This window comes from Polynucleobacter difficilis, from assembly GCF_003065365.1.
Classification (GTDB): Bacteria; Pseudomonadota; Gammaproteobacteria; order Burkholderiales; family Burkholderiaceae; genus Polynucleobacter; species Polynucleobacter difficilis.
Genome location: NZ_CP023276.1, coordinates 804,632 through 824,302, shown reverse-complemented (window position 1 = coordinate 824,302; position 19,671 = coordinate 804,632). Strand labels below are relative to the sequence as shown.

Below are 19,671 nucleotides of genomic sequence, written 5' to 3'. Positions count from 1 at the left end.
GATTGTGTTATTTGCTGGATAGCATTTGTAAGATGGCCTCTAGCTCATCGCGGAGTTTGAGTTCGCCACGGGCCTCATCAAGGCGGTTGCGGGCACCACTGATGGTAAAGCCCTCTTCATAAAGAAGTGCTCGAATCTTGCGAATAAGAACCACCTCGTGGTGCTGATAATAGCGGCGATTGCCGCGGCGTTTTTGTGGGCGAAGCTGGGCAAACTCTTGCTCCCAATACCGCAGAACGTGGGAACGCACACCGCAGAGCTCGGCTACTTCGCCAATCGTGAAGTAGCGCTTGGATGGTATTGGTGGCAGCTGGGAGACCAGCAGCGCCAACCCAGAATCAAGTTCTGTTTTCTCGAGCATGGGACTCGACCGCATCTTTGAGTTTTTGACTGGCGTGGAATGTAACCACGCGGCGCGCCGCAATCGGAATCATCTCGCCTGTTTTGGGATTACGGCCAGGTCGCGCCGACTTATTCCGTAACTGAAAGTTGCCAAAACCAGAGATCTTCACCTCGGTACCGACTTCAAGCGATTCCCCGATGCGGTCAAAGAAAGCATCGATCATGTCCTTGGCTTCCCGCTTATTTAAACCCACCTGATCAAATAAGGCTTCCGATAGTTCGTTTTTCGTAACAGTCTGATTACTTGCATTCATGAGGGGCTCTTATCTATTTCAAATGGCTTAACTATTATGACTATGTCTGATTTCAGTGTAGCAATATTTTTTAGCGTAGCCGAGCATTACAGCACTTTTCCAGTGCGCTGAGCAATGCTGCAATTGCAGCATCGATTTGTGCGTCCTGCAATGTTTCTGCTGGATTTTGCAATGTAATACGAAACGCCAGGCTTTTCTCATCCGCAGCCATACTACTACCGGCCCCAGGCCTAAACTCATCAAAGACTTCAATTTGACGCACTAAAGTCTGTCCGGCAGCGGCCATGCCATCCAGCAAGGTTTGTGCTGCGACCGATTGCTTTACAACGACGGCTAAATCACGCTGCACTGCAGGGAATTTACTAATCTCTGCTGGCGCTGGCAAACCCAACTCAGCTAGCGCATCCCAGTCGCATTCAAATAAAATCGGTGCCTGAGGCAATTCATAAGCCTGTTGCAAGGCTGGATGCAGTTCACCAATCCACCCAACTGGGATAGTTTTTTTACCCACGTTAAATGCAATTTGCGCAGATCGGCCTGGATGCAGCGCTGGGTGTACAGCAGCAGCGGTAATAAACTGCAGCGGCGCAAATGCACTCTCCAGATCGCCTTTCACATCAAAGAAATCAACCGCCCTACTTTTGCTGGCCCACTGCTCGGGTAACGCCGAGCCATACGCCAAGCCACCAACGCGGCGGGGCTGATCGTAGCCCGCAACCATGCCTGGCGCTTCACCTTGCGAGGGATTGCGCATAAATACACGGCCGATCTCAAAGAGACGAACGCGGTTGCTGCCGCGATTCAGGTTTGCCCGAAGATTACCTAACAAACCACCCCATAGGGTGCTGCGCATCACGGCATACTGATTAGCGATGGGATTACGCACTTGAATGGTTTGACTTTCATCGCCCTGGTGCATTGACAAACGCGATTCACTCTCGCGGTCAGTAAATCCAAAATTGACCGCCTCTTGATAGCCCGCCTGTGCCAAAGCATGGCGCAAACGATGAACACTGCGACGCGCCTCGGGCGGAGCGCTCATCTTCAATGCAGCTGTGGGTGGATGGTCTGGAATATTTTCAAAACCATAGAGGCGCGCAACTTCCTCGATTAGATCCTCTTCGATCTCCATGTCGAAACGGTAGCTAGGTGGCGTCACTACAAAAGTAGTCTTCGCAGCATCAGCGCCGTCATTGACGGTAAATGCAAAACCAAGTCGCGTGAATACATCACTCACAATCGCAGTCGTCAACGGAATGCCAATCAAATCGATGGCGCGTTGCAGTCGCAAGCTGACTGGCTTACGCTCTGGTAATTGCGTAACCTGATCCTGAATGGGGCCAGCTTGACCGCCACACACTTCCAAAATGAGGGAAGATAAATACTCGAGGTGCGTAACGGTAGCGTCAGGATCAACACCACGCTCGAAGCGATGGCCTGCATCCGTCGTAAAGTTAAAACGCCGTGCACGGCCTTGAATTGCAGCGGGCCACCAAAATGCAGCCTCAACATAAATATTGACTGTGTCATCACTGACCGCACTAGCATTGCCACCCATAATGCCGGCAAGACTCACTGGCCCGGTATTGTCAGCAACCACACCAACGCCTTGAGCCAACTGGCTTGATACTTCACCCTGCACAATTGGATTGAGCGTTTGCTCGTTTAACAGTGCAATCTGTTCGCCCGGCTTTGCCCAGCGCACATGCAAATCACCCTGCAATTGATCGAGATCGAATACGTGGGTCGGTTGACCCATCTCCAGCATGACGTAATTGGATAGATCGACTAAAGGCGAAATACTCCGCTGACCCGCATGGCATAAACGCTGAATAATCCAATCCGGTGTTTTGGCTTTTGGATTAACGCCGCGAATCACGCGGCCCGCAAACCGCCCGCATAAATCGGGGGCATCGATCTGGACTTTTACGGTATCGGTAATTGATGGAATCGGTGCGGTCCAACTTGGTCCGCACAATGGCGCACCAGTAATCGCCGCGACTTCACGCGCTAAGCCAGCAAGCGATAAACAATCGGCTTTATTGGGTGTTAGCTTGATCACGTAGATCTGATCATCGAGCTCGAGGTATTCACGGATATTGGCACCAACGGGTGCATCGAGCGGTAACTCAAGGATGCCTTCATGATCGTCCCCAAGGCCGAGCTCACGTCCTGAGCAGAGCATGCCCTGGCTTTCAACGCCGCGTAACTTGCCAACCTTAATTTGGAATGGCTTACCGCCCTCTTCTGCGGGCGGAAGCAAAGCACCAACCAGTGCGCATGGAATCTTGACGCCCACACGGGCGTTGGGTGCGCCACATACGATTTGCAACTCACTGCCAGTGCCGGCATTGACTTTGCATACCCGTAAACGATCGGCATCCGGATGCTGCTCTGCCGACATAATTTCGGCAACGACCACCTGTGAAAATGGCGGCGCAACGGAATACTGCTCTTCGACCTCAAGGCCAGCCATCGTCATAGCATGACCCAAGGCCTTACTATCGAGACCGGGATTAACGTACTGACGGAGCCAGGATTCAGAGAATTGCATGGGCTAGATCAATTTCAGTATGGAAGAATTAAGCAGGGAACTGCGCCAAAAAGCGCAGGTCGTTTTCAAAGAAGAGGCGTAAATCATCGACGCCATAACGCAGCATCGTCATGCGCTCAAGACCCGAGCCAAACGCAAATCCGGTGTAACGCTCGGGATCAATGCCCATATTGCGCAATACATTGGGGTGCACCTGCCCTGCCCCTGAAATCTCCAGCCAACGTCCTGCTAATTTACCGCTCGCAAACGCCATGTCAATTTCAGCGGAAGGCTCGGTGAATGGGAAATAGGATGGACGGAAGCGGACCTCTAGGGCATCGGTCTCAAAGAAGGTACGCAAGAAATCGGTATATACGCCCTTGAGGTCAGCAAAGGATACTTTTTCAGCAATCCATAAACCCTCTACCTGATGGAACATCGGCGAATGGGTTGCATCGCTATCCACTCGGTAGGTTCTACCCGGGGCAATCACTTTAATGGGGGGCATTACCTTCGCGCCCGCATACTTTTTAACGTGCTCACTGGCGTAGCGCACCTGAATCGGACTAGTGTGGGTACGCAATAGTAAAGGTTTACCGTTCGCATCGGCGCCATCAACGTAAAACGTATCTTGCATCGAACGCGCAGGGTGATTTTCAGGGCTATTGAGCGCTGTGAAATTAAACCAATCGGTTTCGATCTCGGGACCATCGGCCACATCAAAGCCAATCGAATGAAAGATCGCCTCTACCCGCTCCCAGGTTCGCATCACCGGATGCAGACTGCCCACTGATTGTGCGCGGCCCGGCAAGGATACGTCGATGGATTCTGCTGCGAGACGGGTTTGCAATACCGCATCGGCCAATGCCTGACGGCGCTCTTGCAGAGCCGCCTCTACCGCGGATTTAACTTGATTGATTAATGCGCCAGCACTTTTGCGTTCTTCAGGCGACATTCCACCAAGCGCTTTTAAACGCTCAGTGAGAACACCTGATTTACCGAGGTACCTGGCTTTCGCGTCCTCCAAGGCGGCTGCATCAGCAGCCCCAGAGAAATCGCGTTTGGCATCCTCGACAATGTGGTCGAGAGAAACCATTTCAGCTTGTAATTAAGCTGCGGCGTTAACGACGGACTTGATCCGTGTGACCAAAGCGGCAAATGCCTCTTTGTCCATGATCGCCATATCGGAAAGCACTTTGCGATCGAGTTCGATCTCCGCTTTCTTCATGCCGTTCATGAATACGCTGTAGCTCAGGTCATGCTCACGTACTGCGGCGTTGATACGCGCAATCCACAAGGCACGGAATACACGCTTCTTGTTACGGCGATCGCGATAGGCATATTGGCCTGCGCGCATAACCGCTTCTTTAGCGATACGGAATACGTTTTTACGACGTCCACGATAACCAGTTGCGGCATCGGTAACTTTCTTATGACGGGCTCTTGCTGTAACCCCACGTTTGACTCTTGGCATTGAATTCTCCTAAATTAGTCTGAGGTTAAGCGTACGGAAGCATCGAGCGAATCGACTTGACGTCTGCTTTCGCTACTTCGGTGGAGCCACGCAAGTGACGCTTGTTCTTGGTTGTTTTCTTCGTGAGGATGTGGCGTTTAAATGCCTGACCTCGCTTGATGGTGCCGCCTGCGCGGACCGTGAAGCGCTTTTTGGCGCTACTCTTACTCTTCATTTTGGGCATGAAGTTCCCCTTCTTTCATTCGCACTACCTAGGTGATAACCGACGGTTATTCTTCCTGTACCTAGCAGCACTTCAAACTGCCAGCGCCTTGCAGCGCCTCCCTACCAAAAACGAAACTACTTAAGCCTTGGCCTTACGGATTGGTGCTAGCACCATTACCATCTGCCGACCTTCCATCTTCGGAAACTGCTCAACTTGGCCATGCTCTTGCAAATCCAATTTCAAGCGCTCCAACATCCGTACTCCGATTTCTTGGTGGGCCATTTCTCGACCCCGAAACCGCAGCGTAATCTTTGTCTTATCGCCATCTTCTAAAAAGCGGATCAGATTGCGTAGTTTGACACCATAGTCACCATCATCGGTACCCGGGCGAAATTTCACTTCTTTCACCTGAATTACCTTTTGCTTCAGCTTGGCTTCATGCTGACGCTTGGCTTCTTGGTACTTGAACTTACCAAAGTCCATCAATCGGACTACGGGTGGCACGGCTGTCGGAGCAATCTCAACCAAATCGGTTTCTTTTTCTTCTGCCAAAGCCAAGGCTTCGTTCAACTTAACTACACCGAGGGCTTCCCCATCGATTCCAACCAAACGCACTTCAGGAGCAGTTATTTCCCGATTTATGCGTTGCAATTTTTCAGTAGCGATCTTCTAATTCCTTCATCAAAAACAATAAAAACCGTCATTCCCCGGGCTTAATTCAGCTCGGGACCGACCTTCTGGGATATATCCTGCTGGAGTCGGGCAACGAATGCGTCTAAAGGCATTACGCCTAGATCCACTCCGCCACGGGCACGAACGGCTACCGTATTACTTTCACGCTCTTTATCGCCAACAACCAGCAGATAAGGGAGCTTTTGCAATGCGTGCTCGCGTATTTTATACGTAATTTTCTCATTTCGCAAATCCGCATCAACTCTAAACCCTTGTTTTTTCAGCATTTGCTGGATTTGCTGGGCATAAGCGGCTGAATTTTCGGAAATATTGAGGACAACTGCCTGGGTTGGGGCAAGCCAAACTGGCATGTTTCCAGCGTGATTTTCAATCAAAATCCCGATAAAACGCTCTAGGGAGCCCACAATAGCGCGGTGCAACATCACTGGGACCTTGCGGGCGTTGTCTTCCGCCACGTACTCCGCGCCCAAGCGAGCTGGCATGGAGAAGTCCACCTGCATCGTGCCGCACTGCCAAGAACGGCCAATCGAGTCTTTTAGGTGGTATTCAATCTTAGGGCCATAAAAAGCGCCCTCACCCGGCAACTCTTCCCAGGTTTGGCCGGATGCCCGGAGGGCGCCGCGCAAGGCTTCCTCGGCTTTATCCCAAATGGCGTCATCGCCCACGCGCTTGGCGGGCCTTAAGGCTAGTTTTACGTCCACCTCAGAGAAACCAAAATCGGCATAGACCGCTCGAACTGCCTTATCAAAGCTAGCAACTTCCGACTGAATCTGGTCTTCGGTACAGAAAATATGGCCGTCATCTTGCGTGAAACCGCGTACCCGCATTAAGCCATGCAGCGCTCCGGATGGCTCATTGCGATGGCACTGGCCAAACTCACCGTAGCGCAGCGGTAGTTCGCGATAACTATGGAGGCCCGAGTTAAAAATTTGGACATGCCCCGGGCAGTTCATGGGCTTGAGTGCGTACGAGCGATTTTCCGACTCGGTCGTAAACATGTTCTCTTTGTAGTTCTCCCAGTGACCTGATTTTTCCCACAGGCCACGATCCAAAATCTGCGGCGCCTTCACCTCGTGATAGCCCTCGTCCTGATAAACCTTGCGCATGTACTGCTCAACGGTTTGCCAAATCGACCAGCCTTTGGGGTGCCAAAACACCAGTCCTGGTGCCTCATCCTGAAAGTGGAACAAATCGAGGTGACGCCCTAAACGGCGGTGATCACGCTTTTCAGCTTCCTCCAGCATATGCAAATAGGCATCTTGGTCTTCTTTTTTCAGCCAGGCCGTGCCATAGATACGCTGCAACATTTCATTCTTACTGTCGCCGCGCCAATACGCACCAGCCAGCTTCATCAGCTTAAAGACCTTGAGCTTGCCGGTTGAGGGCACATGTGGGCCGCGGCATAAGTCGGTGAATTTACCTTCGGTATAGAGCGAAACATCCTCGCCCTGCGGAATGCTAGCAATGATCTCGGCTTTGTAATGCTCGCCTTGGTCTTTAAAAAATTGCACGGCCGCGTCACGTGGCATCACGTTGCGCGTTACTGGCTCGTCTTTTTTAGCGAGCTCCGCCATGCGCTTTTCCAGCGCAGTTAAATCGTCTGGTGTGAAGGGGCGATGAAAGGAAAAGTCATAGTAAAAACCGTTCTCAATCACTGGGCCAATGGTAACTTGGGCCTCGGGAAATAATTCTTTGACAGCGTATGCCAAGAGATGGGCAGTCGAGTGCCGAACAATATCAAGAGCTTCGGGGCTTTTATCGGTGATGATGGCCAGTTGACTATCGCGCTCAATCAAAAAGCTGGTATCGACCATCCGGCCGTCGACCATTCCGGCCAATGCTGCTTTAGCTAGGCCACTACCTATGCTTTGTGCAACATCCAGAACACGCACCGGTGCGTCGAACTCGCGTTTAGATCCGTCCGGTAGAGTGACTGCAACCATGAAATTCCATCTCCATTGAATTTGGCTTACTGCGTCATACATTACTAAAAAGGCGCGGATGCTTTGCGGCAACCGCGCCTATCTAGGTATTTCGTTGGTAGGCTCGATTGGACTCGAACCAACGACCCCCACCATGTCAAGGTGGTGCTCTAACCAGCTGAGCTACGAGCCTATAAAGATCAAGAGTTTATCACCGCCGGCGTACTTGAGTCACGCCTTTCAGCTCCTCGAGGCTATTTTGGACCTGCCGCAGGGCCTCGGCGTCGGCAATTTCGACCGTCAGTAAAATTTGCGCGATCCCGCGACGCACGGATTTACGTAAATCAATCACATGGACTCCTTGACGGGATAAGCCCTCAAACAGCTCACGCATCAGCTCGGGCCGATCCAGGCCGGTGACCGCCAAATCCGCCGGAAAGACCTTGGATCGGTTTTGGGTGCCGTGCTTTGCTGTCAATCCTCCGCTTTGGGCCTCATCTAATGCGTTCCATGCAGTCTGAATGACACGCTCGGGCGCACGCTCCAGCAAACTTCTGAGGGTGCTACAGGAGCGCCGATGAATCGATACGCCCCGCCCCTGGGTTACAAATCCAGCAATCGCATCGGGCGGCACTGGGCGACAGCAGCGTGCCAACTGCGTTAGTAAAGAATCGACCCCGACAACAAGCACATCGCTGAATGGCTTTGTAGAGCGGGTTCGTTGATGCAATACAAGGGTAAGTGGCTCTGCATCCGGCTTATGGTCCTTTGCAGGCAACTTGGACTCAGCACTTGGCTTCGTTGCGCTACTGGCGCCCGCCTCCTCATCGTCGAGTGCATTGAACCAAGCCCGTACACGGCTACGGGCACGCTGGGAGCGCAAATACCCCCGGTCCGGACTAATCCAATCGCGTGATGGTCCGCCATGCTTAACCGCAATGATTTCGACCGTTTGGCCGTTGGCAAGGCTCGTGTCCAGCGGCACCATCGCGCCATCAACCCGCGCGCCGCGGCAACGGTGGCCTAAATCAGTGTGAACCGCATAGGCAAAATCAATTGGTGATGATCCTTTTTCCAGCGCAATCACTTTGCCCAGCGGCGTCAACACATAAATGTGATCATCAATCGCATGGTGCTTGAGTTGATCCCAGGCATCCTCTTTCCAGGAAATTAATTGCCTGGCCCAAGCAATTTGGCGCTCGTAAGCTACCGCTGAGCTGTGGGTGCCGCCCGCATTTTTGGGTACGGGTACTGCACCCTCTTTGTAACGCCAATGTGCTGCCAGACCATACTCTGCCTGTTGGTGCATGGTGTGCGTGCGAATCTGAATTTCAAACGCAACGCCATCGGCATCCATAACAACGGTATGCAATGACTGATATCCGTTCGGTTTTGGTCTTGCAATGTAGTCATCAAACTCGCGTGGAATCGGTTGCCAGACGTTATGCACTAAACCAAGCGCAGCATAACAATCCTTCACGTCTTCTACCAAAATACGAAATGCCCGCACGTCATACAGGTTCGCAAAGTCCAAGGACTTGCCCTGCATTTTTTTCCAAATGCTGTAAATGTGTTTAGGCCTACCCTGCACGTCTGCCGATATGCTTGCCTCTCCCAATACTTGCTTGAGCTCTTCAATGATGCGGACGATAAACCCCTCGCGCTCGGCGCGCTTGGCATCCAACATGGTTGCTATCTCGCGGTACACCGGCGGCGCCAAAACGCGAAAAGCCAAGTCCTCCATTTCCCATTTCATTTGCCAGATACCTAAGCGGTTGGCTAAGCTGGCATCAATATCCAAAAAGGCCTGCGCCCAAGCCGCCTGCATCGGAATTTTTTCCTGATTAATCCAGCGTAGGGTTTGCAAGCGCGAGGCAAGGTAAATCAGCACCACCCGCAAATCATCACCAAAGGCCAACAGCATTTTGCGCAGTACTTCCTCTTGACCGGCCACGCTAATCCCACCATCGGCTTTGACTATTTTGGCTTGGGCTTGGCGTAGGCTGCGATAACCCGCCAGCAAACGGGCCGACTCATCGCCCAACTTTTTGACGAGCGCCTCTTTACCCAAAGAGCTATCAAGGTGACCTGCAGCCAGCAAGCTCGGCTCATCCAAATGCAGTAATTGCAAGATGCTGAGAACGCCAGATTGATGCTCTTCAGGTGGCTCGCCCTGCCACGAATCCACTAAAGCCGACTGCGTTGGCAGAGCCTCAGCGGAAGACTGGTCCTTCTTTACGCTCATGAAAAGAATTCAGCAGCAAGGGCAATTTGCTCGGGCTTTAAAAAGGCAGGCGCATGACCAACCCCGTAAATCGTGATGCTGCGTGCATGGGGATTGCGCCTGAGCATTTCTTCAACAGTGGCGCTGGACAATAAATCCGAATCACCGCCGCGCACAATCAAGATGGGCACCGTAATTGCATCAAAGTGATTCCACAACGCCATCTCTCCGGCCTTCGCTAAAACGGGATTAACCGCTGCAAATGGAATCACAATCTTCGGGTCGTAATGCAGTGACCAGACGTCATTTACTTCGCGCAAAAGCGGGCCATTTAAGCGCTCCCACTCTTCTGGTGTGTGGGAGCCAAAGCTGGCGCAGATCCGATTTAAAATCGTTAAGGCCTCAGCGCGATTGGAATAGGCAAAGGGTTGTCCTACGTAGGAACTTAAGCGCTTGAGTGATTCAGGCTCAATACGCGGACCTACGTCATTAATCAAAATGCGGCGTATCGGTGAATCCGGCATACCGGCATACACCATCCCAATCAAGCCGCCCATCGAAGTGCCAAACCAATCTACCGACGTGACATTCAAGCGCGCTACTAAGGTGGTCATATCAGCAACGTACTGGGGAATGCCGTAGAGCATGGGGTTTTCTAAAAAATCCGAATCGCCTCGTCCCACGACATCCGGACACACAACGTAATAGTCTTTGCACATAGCCTCAGCCAAGGTTTGAAAGTCACTACCCCGGCGCGTGAGGCCGTGCACACAAATCAATACGCGGGGATTAGAAGGATCACCCCAGGTGTGATACGCCATGCGATGTAAGCCGCTGGCATTGCTACTGGCGCACTCGACATAAAAGCGTTCACCATGATGAATTAATTTTGGCGCTGTTGGCGTGGAATTATTTACAGGATTGTCGTCATCCTGCAGATCGGATACCAGCTCGGGTTGCAAGGTCACATGATCAATGCCATGGCGCTCCAAGAGCATTGCATTAATCCGTCGCATGAGCGCCGGCCATTGGCGCAGTGAATCAACTTCAATGTGCCCAATTAAAGCGGGCTGATTGGGCGACATCTCCCACACATGCAAATCATGAACCGCACGCACACCTTTCACGGCATGGAGGTCTTTGCCAACCGCAATGTAGTCAATACTCAGGGGCACCCCTTCCATCAAAAAGTGATACGACTCTTTGAGGATCGAAATGGTTGATTTCAGAATCAACAAGGCCACTAGAATTGAGAGCCACGCATCGATTTCCATCCAGCCTGAAAAATAAATCACGACGCCAGATACCAGAGCGGCAATCGATCCCAATAAATCACCCATGACGTGCACTAAGGCAGCGCGTGTATTGACGCTTTTTTTATCACGCGACAAGATCGTCGCAACGATGATATTCATCACAAGGCCAATCGCAGCAACTATCGCAACTGTTAATCCATCGACAATGTGTGGCGTATAAAAACGCGTAATCGCCTCGCCAACAATCCAAGCGACGAGCGCCAACATGGCAATCGCATTCACAAATGCAGCTAACGCCTCAGCCCGACCAAAGCCAAATGAATGGCGCGCCGATGGGGGGCGCCGGGAAATAATTTGTGCAAACAGCGCAAGGCCAAGTGCGGCAGCATCGGTCACCATGTGCGCCGCATCGGACAGCAAGGCAAGCGATCCTGCCAGGTAGCCGGCAATCGCTTCAACAATGGCAAATGAAAAGGTAATCGCCAGCGCTAAGCCGAGCAAGGATGCATTGGATGTTTCGCGGCGGTGGGAATGCGCGGCATCGCCGCGCTTATGAATGTGCAACAGGCTGTACTGATCAGCGTCGCTTGCTGGTGCTGCTTGAGGAGGTGAAGAACGGGGATCAACCATAGTTGATCCCATTATTTCACTAAATCAAAACCCTGTAACGTCTACTGGGGCACCCGTTTTGGCAATGATCTCTTCTTTTGTCACGCCAGGGGCTAACTCCATTAGTTTTAAACCCTTGGGAGTGATGTCAAGCACGCCTAAATCGGTGATGATACGATTAATTACACCCAATCCAGTCAGGGGCAATGTGCATTTAGGCAAAATCTTGATCTCTTCGGTGCCGTCTTTTTTCTTGGCAACGTGCTCCATCAAGACCACGACATGCTTAACGCCAGCCACTAAATCCATTGCGCCGCCCATGCCTTTGACCATCTTGCCTGGAATCATCCAGTTGGCCAAATCGCCGTGCTCGCTCACTTGCATCGCACCCAAAATAGCAATGTTGATCTTTCCGCCCCGAATCATCCCAAAGGAATCCGCCGAAGAAAAAATAGCGGAGCCAGGGATTAAGGTAATCGTTTGCTTGCCTGCATTGACTAAATCGGCATCCACCTCTGCTTCGGTCGGAAATGGACCAATGCCGAGCAAGCCGTTTTCGGATTGCAACCAGACTTCCATGTCTTTGGGTACGTGATTCGCAACCAAGGTCGGCATACCAATACCGAGGTTGACGTAAAAACCATCTTGTAATTCTTTGGCAGCACGCGCCGCCATTTCATCTCTATTCCACGGCATCTTCTTTTCCTTTAAGCGGCTTGTGTCAATGTGCGCTGCTCAATCCGCTTTTCGGGATTGGCATTGAGCACGAGGCGAGTCACGTAAATACTGGGGGTATGAATTTGGTCTGGATCGAGCTCACCGTTTTCCACAATCTCTTCTACTTCCGCAATGGTTACTTTGCCAGCCATGGCAACCACGGGATTGAAGTTACGTGCGGTGTAGCGGTACACCAAATTACCGGCACGATCCGCCTTCCATGCCTTCACTAAGGAAACATCAGGAACCAATGCGCGCTCCAAAATGTAATCTTCGCCGTCAAACGAGCGCACGTCCTTGCCTTCGGCAACCATGGTACCGACGCCCGTCTTCGTGAAAAATCCTGGAATACCGCAACCCCCTGCCCGCAGCTTTTCAGCTAGGGTACCTTGGGGCGTGAATTCCAGTTCCAATTCGCCGGCCAAATACTGACGCTCGAATTCTTTGTTCTCGCCCACATAGGATGCGATCATTTTTTTGACCTGACGCGATTCCAATAACAAGCCAAGGCCAAAGCCGTCAACGCCGGCATTGTTTGAAATGGCTGACAGGTTTTGTACGCCCAGCTCGCGGACTGCAGCGATCAAGGCCTCGGGAATGCCGCAAAGACCGAAGCCACCGACTGCAATGGTCTGGCCATCTTTTAATACACCGCGCAATGCCTCGATTGCCGATGGGTACGTCTTATTCATGGGCTTTTGTCCTAAAAAATGTATGCAAAAGTGGAAAAACACCATCATACCCTTAGAGCCCTTTCAGGGAGCGGGTCGTTCATTCCGGACGCCCTTCAAGGCAAATGCGCGCGATCCCCAAATGGATGCGCAGAATGGAACTAAACTAACGCCATGACTGAATTTGCCACCAATAACAGCGCCATTCGTGAGGCAATGGAATATGACCTCGTGATTGTTGGCGGCGGTCCAGCTGGGCTATCGGCCGCAATCCACGCTAAACAGCTCGCCGCTAGCCGAAATCGCGAGATTAGCGTTTGCGTTCTCGAAAAAGGCTCTGAAATCGGCGCCCATATTCTGTCGGGGGCGGTCATGGACCCCAGAGCCCTCACTGAGCTATTTCCAGATTGGCAAGAACGGGGTGCGCCGTTAAATACACCGGTCAGCGCCGATCGGTTTCTGTTTTTGACCGAGGAAAAATCCTACCAATTCCCCAATTGGATTTTGCCGGCCTGCTTCAAAAACGAGGGCAATTACATCATTAGCCTGGCTCACCTCACCCGTTGGCTCGGCGAGCAAGCAGAAGCACTCGGCGTGGATGTGTTTCCCGGCTTTGCTGCAGCGGAGATTCTGTATACCGAACACGGTGCGGTTCGGGGTGTTGCAACGGGCTCCATGGGCATTACCAAATCAGGTAAACCGGGCGATCACTTTCAGCTTGGCATGGAGCTGTATGCGAAGTACACCCTCTTTGCTGAGGGGGCCCGCGGCCATTTAGGCAAGCAACTAATGCAGCGCTTTGATTTAAATCGCGGCCGCGATCCGCAAAGCTATGGCCTTGGTATTAAGGAACTCTGGGAAGTGAAACCCGAAGAGCACCGCCCTGGGCTGGTAGTACATACCGCAGGTTGGCCGCTGGATGCACAAACCTATGGCGGCTCATTCCTGTACCACTTTGGAACAAATTTAGTGGCGGTTGGTCTTGTCGTTGGGCTGTCGTACAAGAATCCTTACTTGAGTCCGTTTGAAGAGTTTCAACGCTACAAATTGCATCCCGCTATTCGGCCCACCTTTGAAGGCGGTAAACGCCTTGAGTATGGCGCTAGAGCCATCGCTGCGGGCGGCTTAAATAGCCTGCCGCAAACGGTGTTTCCGGGTGGCGCTCTGATTGGTTGCGATGCCGGCTACCTCAATGCATCGCGCATCAAAGGCAGCCATGCTGCCATTAAAACCGGGATGTTGGCAGCCGATGCTGCTGTGAACGCGATTATCGAAAATCGCTCCAATGACATTCTGTCGGCCTATCCCAGCGCATTTGAAAACAGTTGGTTGCATACCGAACTCAATCAAGCCAGAAACTTCAAGCCATGGATGGCTAAAGGACTCTACCTCGGTACTGCCATGGTTGGCTTAGAGCAAAAACTCTTGGGTGGCAATCCCCCATGGACGATTCATAATCGCCGCGCCGATCACGAATGCCTTGAGCCAGCCTCGCAGCATCATCCGATTGATTACCCTAAGCCCGATGGCAAGATTACGTTTGATCGCCTCTCTTCGGTTTTTATCTCCAACACCAATCATGCGGAAGATCAACCAGCCCACCTCACGCTGAAAGATGCATCGGTGCCGGTGCAGGTCAACTTAAAAACCTATGCCGGTCCAGAGCAACGCTATTGCCCCGCTGGCGTATACGAATACGTTGAACACAATGGTGAATCGCAATTGCAAATCAATGCGCAAAACTGCGTGCACTGCAAGAGTTGTGACATCAAAGATCCCACGCAAAACATTATTTGGATTACGCCCGAAGGTGGCGGCGGTCCCAACTATTCATCGATGTAGTTGCAAGGTCCCTGCATGGGACCTGCTTCACCCTAAATAGTGCGAGGACGTACTTTCTGAATCGCCAGGCCCGCGAGACCGCAAGCCAAAGCGGACATCACAAACACATCCCGTGGCTGCAATGCCTCCCAAACCCAGCCGGCAGCAAGACCACCCAGCGTACCGCCTAAGCCATACGACACCGTGGTGAATAGCGCTTGACCACGGGCTTGCAAGGGGCCTGAGAACCAGCGCTGAATCAATTTGACGCTGGCGCTGTGGTGCGCCGCAAAGGTGCCCGCATGCAATACCTGCGCCAGAATCAACACGGCCGTCGTCGGATACAAGGCGATCAACATGAAGCGCACGACGCCCATGCCAAACGTCGCTTGCAACACCACTTCAGGATCAAGGCGGCTGAGCACTTTGCTCTGAAAGTAAAAGAAAACCACTTCGGCAAAAACACCGAGCGCCCAAAAGAGACCAATCTCCCATTTGTCGTATCCGAGACTGACTAAGTACAAGGAGAAAAAAACATACAAGGCGGCGTGCGCAAAGATCATAAAAAACCCGGATACCAAAAACCAACGGACATCGGGATTAACTAAAACACCGCGCATTTCACCGCGTACCATCGGCCGCCGATCGAGCTTCGGTTCACGCATGCACCAAGTATCGATTGCCAGCAAAAAGAGCACTGCTGCGCCGATCCACGGAAACCAAGCAATACCAAATCGATCAAAAAATTCACCGGCTAACAGCACCATGCAGATAAAACCAATTGAACCCCATAAGCGCAATCGCCCATAGCGTTTATCAAAGGAGTCATCTTTAAATAAAGCATGCACTGTAGCCGCCTCCCCGAGCGGAGTCAGGCTACTTAAGATAGTGTGCAGAATAAACATCCACACAAAAAAAGCGATGTAACTCTCTAAGAAGAAGATGCACAAGAACACAAGGCTAGCAAGCGCCGCACAGAAGCGAATAATGCCAATTCGATTCGAGAGATAGTCGGATAACCAGCCCCATGAAAACGGCCCCAAGATGCGGGTCACTTGAAGCATCGACATCAGTACCGCAATCTCAATCGCACTAAATCCCTTATCTACAAAATACAGGCTCGCAAAAGGCGAAATGAGACCGACGTAGGCAAAGTACAAAAAGAAAAAGGACCCGAAGGCCCAGCGTACCGATAGCGTCATTCGTGTTTGTGCTTTAGGAAGATTGCGCGCCAGGACGGGCGCCTGGTATGGCTGGCATTGCCACCTGAACATCAGCGCACTGTGCACGGTGACGCAAGGCATGGTCCATTAATACCAATGCCAACATGGCTTCGGCAATCGGGGTTGCCCGAATACCAACACAAGGATCATGCCGCCCTTTGGTTTGCACCGTCATCGGCTTACCATCCAGATCAACCGATTCTTTCGGGCTCATGATGCTGGAAGTTGGCTTGATCGCAATCGCAACGCGCAAGTCTTGGCCAGTGCTAATACCGCCCAATGTACCGCCCGAGTGGTTACTTGCAAAGCCGTCGGGATGCAACTCATCGCCATGTTCACTGCCACGCTGCGTTACTGCGGCGAAGCCAGCACCAATCTCAACGCCCTTCACGGCATTGATGCCCATCATCGCATGGGCAATATCGGCATCGAGCTTATCAAATAGAGGCTCACCCAGACCCATGGGTACATGGGTTGCGCGTACTTCAATCTTGGCACCGCAGGAATCCCCTGCCTTGCGCAAGCTGTCCATATAGTCTTCTAGCTGAGGCAACATGGAGTTATTGGCAACAAAGAAGGGATTGCGCTCGATGTGCTCTGCATCTTCAAAGGGCACAGCAAGTTCGCCCAACTGACTCATGTAACCGTAAATGCGGGTGCCATACTGCTCGTTTAGCCATTTTTTTGCAATCGCTGCTGCGGCTACGACGGGCGCCGTCAATCGCGCTGAAGATCGACCACCTCCACGCGGATCTCGCAAACCATACTTATGGTGGTAGGCATAGTCGGCATGACCAGGCCTAAAGGTTTGCAAAATGTTGCCGTAATCTTGGCTGCGCTGATCGGTATTGCGAATCAATAATGCGATCGGCGTACCGGTTGTTTTTCCCTCGAATACGCCCGACAGAATTTCAACCTTGTCCTCTTCTTTGCGCTGGGTGACATGGCGTGAGGTACCTGGCTTGCGACGATCCAAATCGTGCTGTAAATCCGCCTCACTCAGAAGCATTCCGGGTGGGCAGCCGTCCACTACTGCGCCAATGGCAGGGCCATGGGACTCCCCGAAGGTAGTTACGCTAAATAGGAGGCCTAAGGTATTTCCAGACATACCGTCATTATGGCATTGCCGGCATTGGGGGCTTAGTTTGCGGTTTTTTCCGTTTCATCGCTCGGCCAATCCCGAATGTAGGCCTTGAGCATCGAGTTTTCAAAGTCCTGGGCCTCAACTACGGCCTTTGCCACGTCGTAAAAGGAAATCACCCCCATCAAAACCTGCCGATCGACCACCGGCAAATAACGTGCATGCTGGGTGAGCATAATGCGGCGGACCTCGTCAAGTTCGGTCTCCATCGAACAGGTTAAGGGCTCTGCACTCATCACAGAGCGAACGGTGAGGCCATCGACAGTACCGCGATGCAATGCCAAGGTTTTAATCACCTCGCGGAAGGTCAGGATCCCAATCAGCTTGTCGTAGTCCATGACCACCAAAGAGCCAATGTCATGCTCACTCATCACCAAAATGGCGGTTTGCAAAGGAGCATCGGGGGCCACGGTGTAAAGCACGCTGCCCTTCACCTGCAAAATATCGCTGACTTTCATGATTGCTCCTTGATCGATGCGGCCAAACAAGGCCACTAAATTAAGTCCAATATAGCCCTAAGCGCAAGGGCTTGCAAGGTGGAATCTCCCTTACTTCGGCTGCTGCGTCTGCAGCAAGCCAGATCGGATCAAGGGCATATTGGCTACGAGCAATGCGCCAGCCAAGGTTACCCACCACGTCACATAAACCCAAATGAGTGCCAATGGCAGGATGGCAAAGGTGCCGTAGACGGTCTTATAAAACGGGACCTTCGTCACAAAAAAGCCAAAACCGTATTTCATTAACTCAAAGACAATTGCAGCGAACAAGGCGCCGATGAGGGCATCGCGCCATGCAACGAAGGTAAATGGCAATACTTTGTACACCAGAGTAAACAAGCTGATCGTAAGTAAGAGCGGAATAACGAGGGCGAAGACCTCAAACCCCATCGAGACCGCTTCGGTTAAGCCCTGGGTTTCGCTCAGCAACCACCCGCTGAGGTAGATCCCAATACCCAATACCAAAGGACCTAGGATCGTGGCTGAAAAATAGATGGCCGTCCGCTTCAAAAATGGTCTCTTATCTTTAATCTGCCAGATGTGATTAAAGGCCTTCTCAATCACCGCCATCGTGAGCACAGTCGTTACAAATAAGCCCGCCAAACCAAACAAGGTTAAGCCCTTGGCTTTTTCAGAAAACTGATCGATGTAACGCAAAATCGGCTGGTTTATGCCTCCAGGCAAATAGGTATTCAATATCCATTCTTGCAGGGCGTATTTCATCTCGATGACCTGTGGCACGTAGCCAATCAGGATCGATCCGACGGTAAACATCGGCACCAGGGCCAGGGTCGTCGTAAAGGCCAGGCTGCCCGCCACTTGATTTAGCAGCAGGTGGCGATTGCGCTGGCCTAACTCACGGGCCAAAGCAAGCCATAATTGGGGATTACGAATAAGCTGCATCGCCGTATCATAAGAGATTACAAAGGCGTACGGCCAGGATTAAACGGAATAAGAGAAGACGAATGGGGTCTGTTTTATGAATACCGCTGACATATTGGTGCTGTTTTACTCCCGCTATGGCGCCACCCGCGATTTGGCGCGGCTGATTGCCGAGGGCATTGAATCTGTTCCGGGTGCGAGCGCTAGGCTACGCTGCGTGCCCGCCGTCTCCAGCGTCTGCGAAGCAACCGAACCCGCAGTGCCAGCAGATGGAGCGCCTTATGCGGAATACCGTGATCTAGAAGAATGCATTGGCTTGGCGCTGGGCTCGCCCACTCGCTTTGGCAATATGGCCGCTCCCATGAAATACTTCTGGGATGGCAGCAGCGCACAGTGGCTCAGCGGTGCATTAAGTGGCAAGCCCGCCTGCGTTTTTACCAGTACCGGTAGCGTGCATGGTGGTCAAGAAACGACTTTACTGAGCATGATGATTCCACTTCTCCACCACGGCATGCTGCTAGTCGGCTTACCGTACAGCGAACCCGACCTGATGACCACATCGACTGGCGGCAGTCCCTACGGCGTCACCCACCTCGCCCATGCGGATGGCCGTGCGCCCATTAGCCCAGAAGAAAAACGCTTAGCCATTGCCCAAGGCAAACGCTTGGCACAAATTGCTTTGCAATTGCGGTCAGCAAGTTAATGGCAGATTCTCAAAACACCTTACTGCAGTCGATTGAGGCGAAAGATAAATACGTCTTAATCGCAACGGCTGCGTTCGCCGGGCTATTTCTGCTGTGCGTAGCATGGGAATGGTTTATTGCTCCGCTCAGACCCGGTGGCTCTTGGATGGCACTCAAAGGCCTGCCTTTGCTCTTTGCCATACCGGGCATCTGGAAAGCCAAGAACTACACCATGCAATGGGCCTCGATGCTGATCTTGATTTACATGACTGAAGGCTTAGTGCGCTTATTTGAAACCGGTGCGAATTTTTGGATGGCTGTGCTAGAAACCCTCCTCAGTCTGATTGGTTTTATTGCCGTACTGATGTATTTGAAGCCACTCAAGCAAGAATACAAACGGCAGAAAAAAGAAAAAGAATTGCAATCCAAGCAGCAGTCCGACGAGCAACCCACGCCGTAATAAA

The 19,671-nt window shown here is 52.0% G+C and carries 20 protein-coding genes and 1 tRNA gene; 4 read left to right on the top strand and 17 right to left on the bottom strand.

Features of this window, described 5'->3' with window-relative positions; genetic code table 11:
* Positions 1-7 precede the first annotated feature (7 nt).
* The 13 genes from AOC34_RS04200 to AOC34_RS04140 all read right to left on the bottom strand — a co-directional run bounded on the left by AOC34_RS04200 (position 8) and on the right by AOC34_RS04140 (position 12,981).
* Entirely contained in the window at positions 8-361 is a 354-nt protein-coding gene (locus AOC34_RS04200) for a MerR family transcriptional regulator (RefSeq protein WP_108468909.1), read from the bottom strand.
* Positions 339-656, bottom strand: a complete 318-nt coding sequence (locus AOC34_RS04195) for an integration host factor subunit alpha (protein WP_108468908.1) — start codon at positions 654-656, stop codon at positions 339-341. The genes AOC34_RS04200 and AOC34_RS04195 overlap by 23 nt, the downstream gene beginning before the upstream one ends.
* Before the next feature lie 70 nt (positions 657-726).
* Entirely contained in the window at positions 727-3,210 is a 2,484-nt protein-coding gene (gene pheT, locus AOC34_RS04190; protein WP_108468907.1) for a phenylalanine--tRNA ligase subunit beta, read from the bottom strand.
* Positions 3,211-3,238: 28 nt separating this feature from the next.
* Positions 3,239-4,285: a phenylalanine--tRNA ligase subunit alpha gene (gene pheS / locus AOC34_RS04185; protein ID WP_108468906.1), complete on the bottom strand. Its 1,047-nt coding sequence runs from the start codon at positions 4,283-4,285 to the stop codon at positions 3,239-3,241.
* A 12-nt stretch (positions 4,286-4,297) separates the two neighbouring features.
* On the bottom strand, positions 4,298-4,663 hold the full coding sequence (gene rplT / locus AOC34_RS04180; RefSeq protein WP_108468905.1) for a 50S ribosomal protein L20: 366 nt from the start codon (positions 4,661-4,663) through the stop codon (positions 4,298-4,300).
* 25 nt (positions 4,664-4,688) lie between these two features.
* Positions 4,689-4,886, bottom strand: a complete 198-nt coding sequence (rpmI, locus tag AOC34_RS04175; RefSeq protein ID WP_011902674.1) for a 50S ribosomal protein L35 — start codon at positions 4,884-4,886, stop codon at positions 4,689-4,691.
* Positions 4,887-5,006: 120 nt separating this feature from the next.
* Entirely contained in the window at positions 5,007-5,534 is a 528-nt protein-coding gene (infC, locus tag AOC34_RS04170; RefSeq protein WP_199908344.1) for a translation initiation factor IF-3, read from the bottom strand.
* 47 nt (positions 5,535-5,581) lie between these two features.
* Positions 5,582-7,504 (bottom strand): threonine--tRNA ligase, encoded by a 1,923-nt coding sequence (gene thrS, locus AOC34_RS04165; protein WP_108468903.1) that lies wholly within the window; start codon positions 7,502-7,504, stop codon positions 5,582-5,584.
* 95 nt (positions 7,505-7,599) lie between these two features.
* Positions 7,600-7,676 (bottom strand) — tRNA-Val (locus AOC34_RS04160).
* Positions 7,677-7,694: 18 nt separating this feature from the next.
* Positions 7,695-9,728: a RelA/SpoT family protein gene (locus AOC34_RS04155; RefSeq protein ID WP_108468902.1), complete on the bottom strand. Its 2,034-nt coding sequence runs from the start codon at positions 9,726-9,728 to the stop codon at positions 7,695-7,697.
* Entirely contained in the window at positions 9,725-11,593 is a 1,869-nt protein-coding gene (locus AOC34_RS10385; RefSeq protein ID WP_108468901.1) for an alpha/beta fold hydrolase, read from the bottom strand. Before AOC34_RS10385 ends, AOC34_RS04155 begins: the two co-directional genes overlap by 4 nt.
* A 24-nt stretch (positions 11,594-11,617) precedes the next feature.
* Positions 11,618-12,268, bottom strand: a complete 651-nt coding sequence (locus tag AOC34_RS04145) for a CoA transferase subunit B (RefSeq protein ID WP_108468900.1) — start codon at positions 12,266-12,268, stop codon at positions 11,618-11,620.
* A gap of 11 nt (positions 12,269-12,279) precedes the next feature.
* The gene (locus AOC34_RS04140; RefSeq protein WP_108468899.1) at positions 12,280-12,981 is read right to left on the bottom strand and encodes a CoA transferase subunit A; all 702 of its coding nucleotides are present in this window, start codon (positions 12,979-12,981) and stop codon (positions 12,280-12,282) included.
* A 22-nt stretch (positions 12,982-13,003) separates the two neighbouring features.
* On the opposite strand from AOC34_RS04140, the gene AOC34_RS10375 reads away from it, so the two are divergent.
* Positions 13,004-13,138, top strand: a complete 135-nt coding sequence (locus tag AOC34_RS10375) for a hypothetical protein (protein ID WP_267895153.1) — start codon at positions 13,004-13,006, stop codon at positions 13,136-13,138.
* Positions 13,135-14,802 carry an electron transfer flavoprotein-ubiquinone oxidoreductase gene (locus AOC34_RS04135; RefSeq protein ID WP_199908321.1) on the top strand — a complete coding sequence of 556 codons (1,668 nt, stop codon included), beginning with the start codon at positions 13,135-13,137 and terminating at the stop codon, positions 14,800-14,802. Before AOC34_RS10375 ends, AOC34_RS04135 begins: the two co-directional genes overlap by 4 nt.
* Positions 14,803-14,834: 32 nt before the next feature.
* Here the strand turns inward: AOC34_RS04135 and AOC34_RS04130 are convergent, their stop codons facing one another.
* From AOC34_RS04130 to AOC34_RS04115, 4 genes are all read right to left on the bottom strand, one after another.
* On the bottom strand, positions 14,835-15,983 hold the full coding sequence (locus AOC34_RS04130) for an MFS transporter (protein ID WP_108468898.1): 1,149 nt from the start codon (positions 15,981-15,983) through the stop codon (positions 14,835-14,837).
* A gap of 13 nt (positions 15,984-15,996) precedes the next feature.
* Positions 15,997-17,112: a chorismate synthase gene (gene aroC, locus AOC34_RS04125; RefSeq protein ID WP_108468897.1), complete on the bottom strand. Its 1,116-nt coding sequence runs from the start codon at positions 17,110-17,112 to the stop codon at positions 15,997-15,999.
* A 32-nt stretch (positions 17,113-17,144) separates the two neighbouring features.
* Positions 17,145-17,603 carry a CBS domain-containing protein gene (locus AOC34_RS04120; RefSeq protein ID WP_108470042.1) on the bottom strand — a complete coding sequence of 153 codons (459 nt, stop codon included), beginning with the start codon at positions 17,601-17,603 and terminating at the stop codon, positions 17,145-17,147.
* 90 nt (positions 17,604-17,693) lie between these two features.
* A complete protein-coding gene (locus tag AOC34_RS04115; RefSeq protein ID WP_108468896.1) occupies positions 17,694-18,545 on the bottom strand; it encodes a YhjD/YihY/BrkB family envelope integrity protein in 852 nt (283 codons plus the stop codon).
* Between the two features lie 76 nt (positions 18,546-18,621).
* Between AOC34_RS04115 and wrbA the strand changes: the two genes are divergently transcribed.
* Positions 18,622-19,227 carry an NAD(P)H:quinone oxidoreductase gene (gene wrbA / locus AOC34_RS04110; RefSeq protein WP_108468895.1) on the top strand — a complete coding sequence of 202 codons (606 nt, stop codon included), beginning with the start codon at positions 18,622-18,624 and terminating at the stop codon, positions 19,225-19,227.
* A complete protein-coding gene (locus AOC34_RS04105) occupies positions 19,227-19,667 on the top strand; it encodes a DUF2069 domain-containing protein (RefSeq protein ID WP_108468894.1) in 441 nt (146 codons plus the stop codon). Before wrbA ends, AOC34_RS04105 begins: the two co-directional genes overlap by 1 nt.
* Positions 19,668-19,671: the final 4 nt, after the last annotated feature.

Bases quoted from the DNA above. Each gene is read 5' to 3' on its own strand.
- AOC34_RS04105 (WP_108468894.1), top strand. From the start codon at position 19,227: ATGGCAGATTCTCAAAACACCTTACTGCAGTCGATTGAGGCGAAAGAT.
- AOC34_RS10385 (WP_108468901.1), bottom strand. From the start codon at position 11,593: ATGGTTGATCCCCGTTCTTCACCTCCTCAAGCAGCACCAGCAAGCGAC.
- pheT (WP_108468907.1), bottom strand. From the start codon at position 3,210: ATGCAATTCTCTGAATCCTGGCTCCGTCAGTACGTTAATCCCGGTCTC.
- AOC34_RS10375 (WP_267895153.1), top strand. From the start codon at position 13,004: ATGCAAAAGTGGAAAAACACCATCATACCCTTAGAGCCCTTTCAGGGA.
- AOC34_RS04135 (WP_199908321.1), top strand. From the start codon at position 13,135: ATGACTGAATTTGCCACCAATAACAGCGCCATTCGTGAGGCAATGGAA.
- aroC (WP_108468897.1), bottom strand. From the start codon at position 17,112: ATGTCTGGAAATACCTTAGGCCTCCTATTTAGCGTAACTACCTTCGGG.
- AOC34_RS04130 (WP_108468898.1), bottom strand. From the start codon at position 15,983: ATGACGCTATCGGTACGCTGGGCCTTCGGGTCCTTTTTCTTTTTGTAC.
- rplT (WP_108468905.1), bottom strand. From the start codon at position 4,663: ATGCCAAGAGTCAAACGTGGGGTTACAGCAAGAGCCCGTCATAAGAAA.
- AOC34_RS04145 (WP_108468900.1), bottom strand. From the start codon at position 12,268: ATGCCGTGGAATAGAGATGAAATGGCGGCGCGTGCTGCCAAAGAATTA.
- AOC34_RS04140 (WP_108468899.1), bottom strand. From the start codon at position 12,981: ATGAATAAGACGTACCCATCGGCAATCGAGGCATTGCGCGGTGTATTA.
- AOC34_RS04115 (WP_108468896.1), bottom strand. From the start codon at position 18,545: ATGCAGCTTATTCGTAATCCCCAATTATGGCTTGCTTTGGCCCGTGAG.
- AOC34_RS04155 (WP_108468902.1), bottom strand. From the start codon at position 9,728: ATGAGCGTAAAGAAGGACCAGTCTTCCGCTGAGGCTCTGCCAACGCAG.
- pheS (WP_108468906.1), bottom strand. From the start codon at position 4,285: ATGGTTTCTCTCGACCACATTGTCGAGGATGCCAAACGCGATTTCTCT.
- rpmI (WP_011902674.1), bottom strand. From the start codon at position 4,886: ATGCCCAAAATGAAGAGTAAGAGTAGCGCCAAAAAGCGCTTCACGGTC.
- wrbA (WP_108468895.1), top strand. From the start codon at position 18,622: ATGAATACCGCTGACATATTGGTGCTGTTTTACTCCCGCTATGGCGCC.
- AOC34_RS04195 (WP_108468908.1), bottom strand. From the start codon at position 656: ATGAATGCAAGTAATCAGACTGTTACGAAAAACGAACTATCGGAAGCC.
- AOC34_RS04120 (WP_108470042.1), bottom strand. From the start codon at position 17,603: ATGAAAGTCAGCGATATTTTGCAGGTGAAGGGCAGCGTGCTTTACACC.
- thrS (WP_108468903.1), bottom strand. From the start codon at position 7,504: ATGGTTGCAGTCACTCTACCGGACGGATCTAAACGCGAGTTCGACGCA.
- AOC34_RS04200 (WP_108468909.1), bottom strand. From the start codon at position 361: ATGCTCGAGAAAACAGAACTTGATTCTGGGTTGGCGCTGCTGGTCTCC.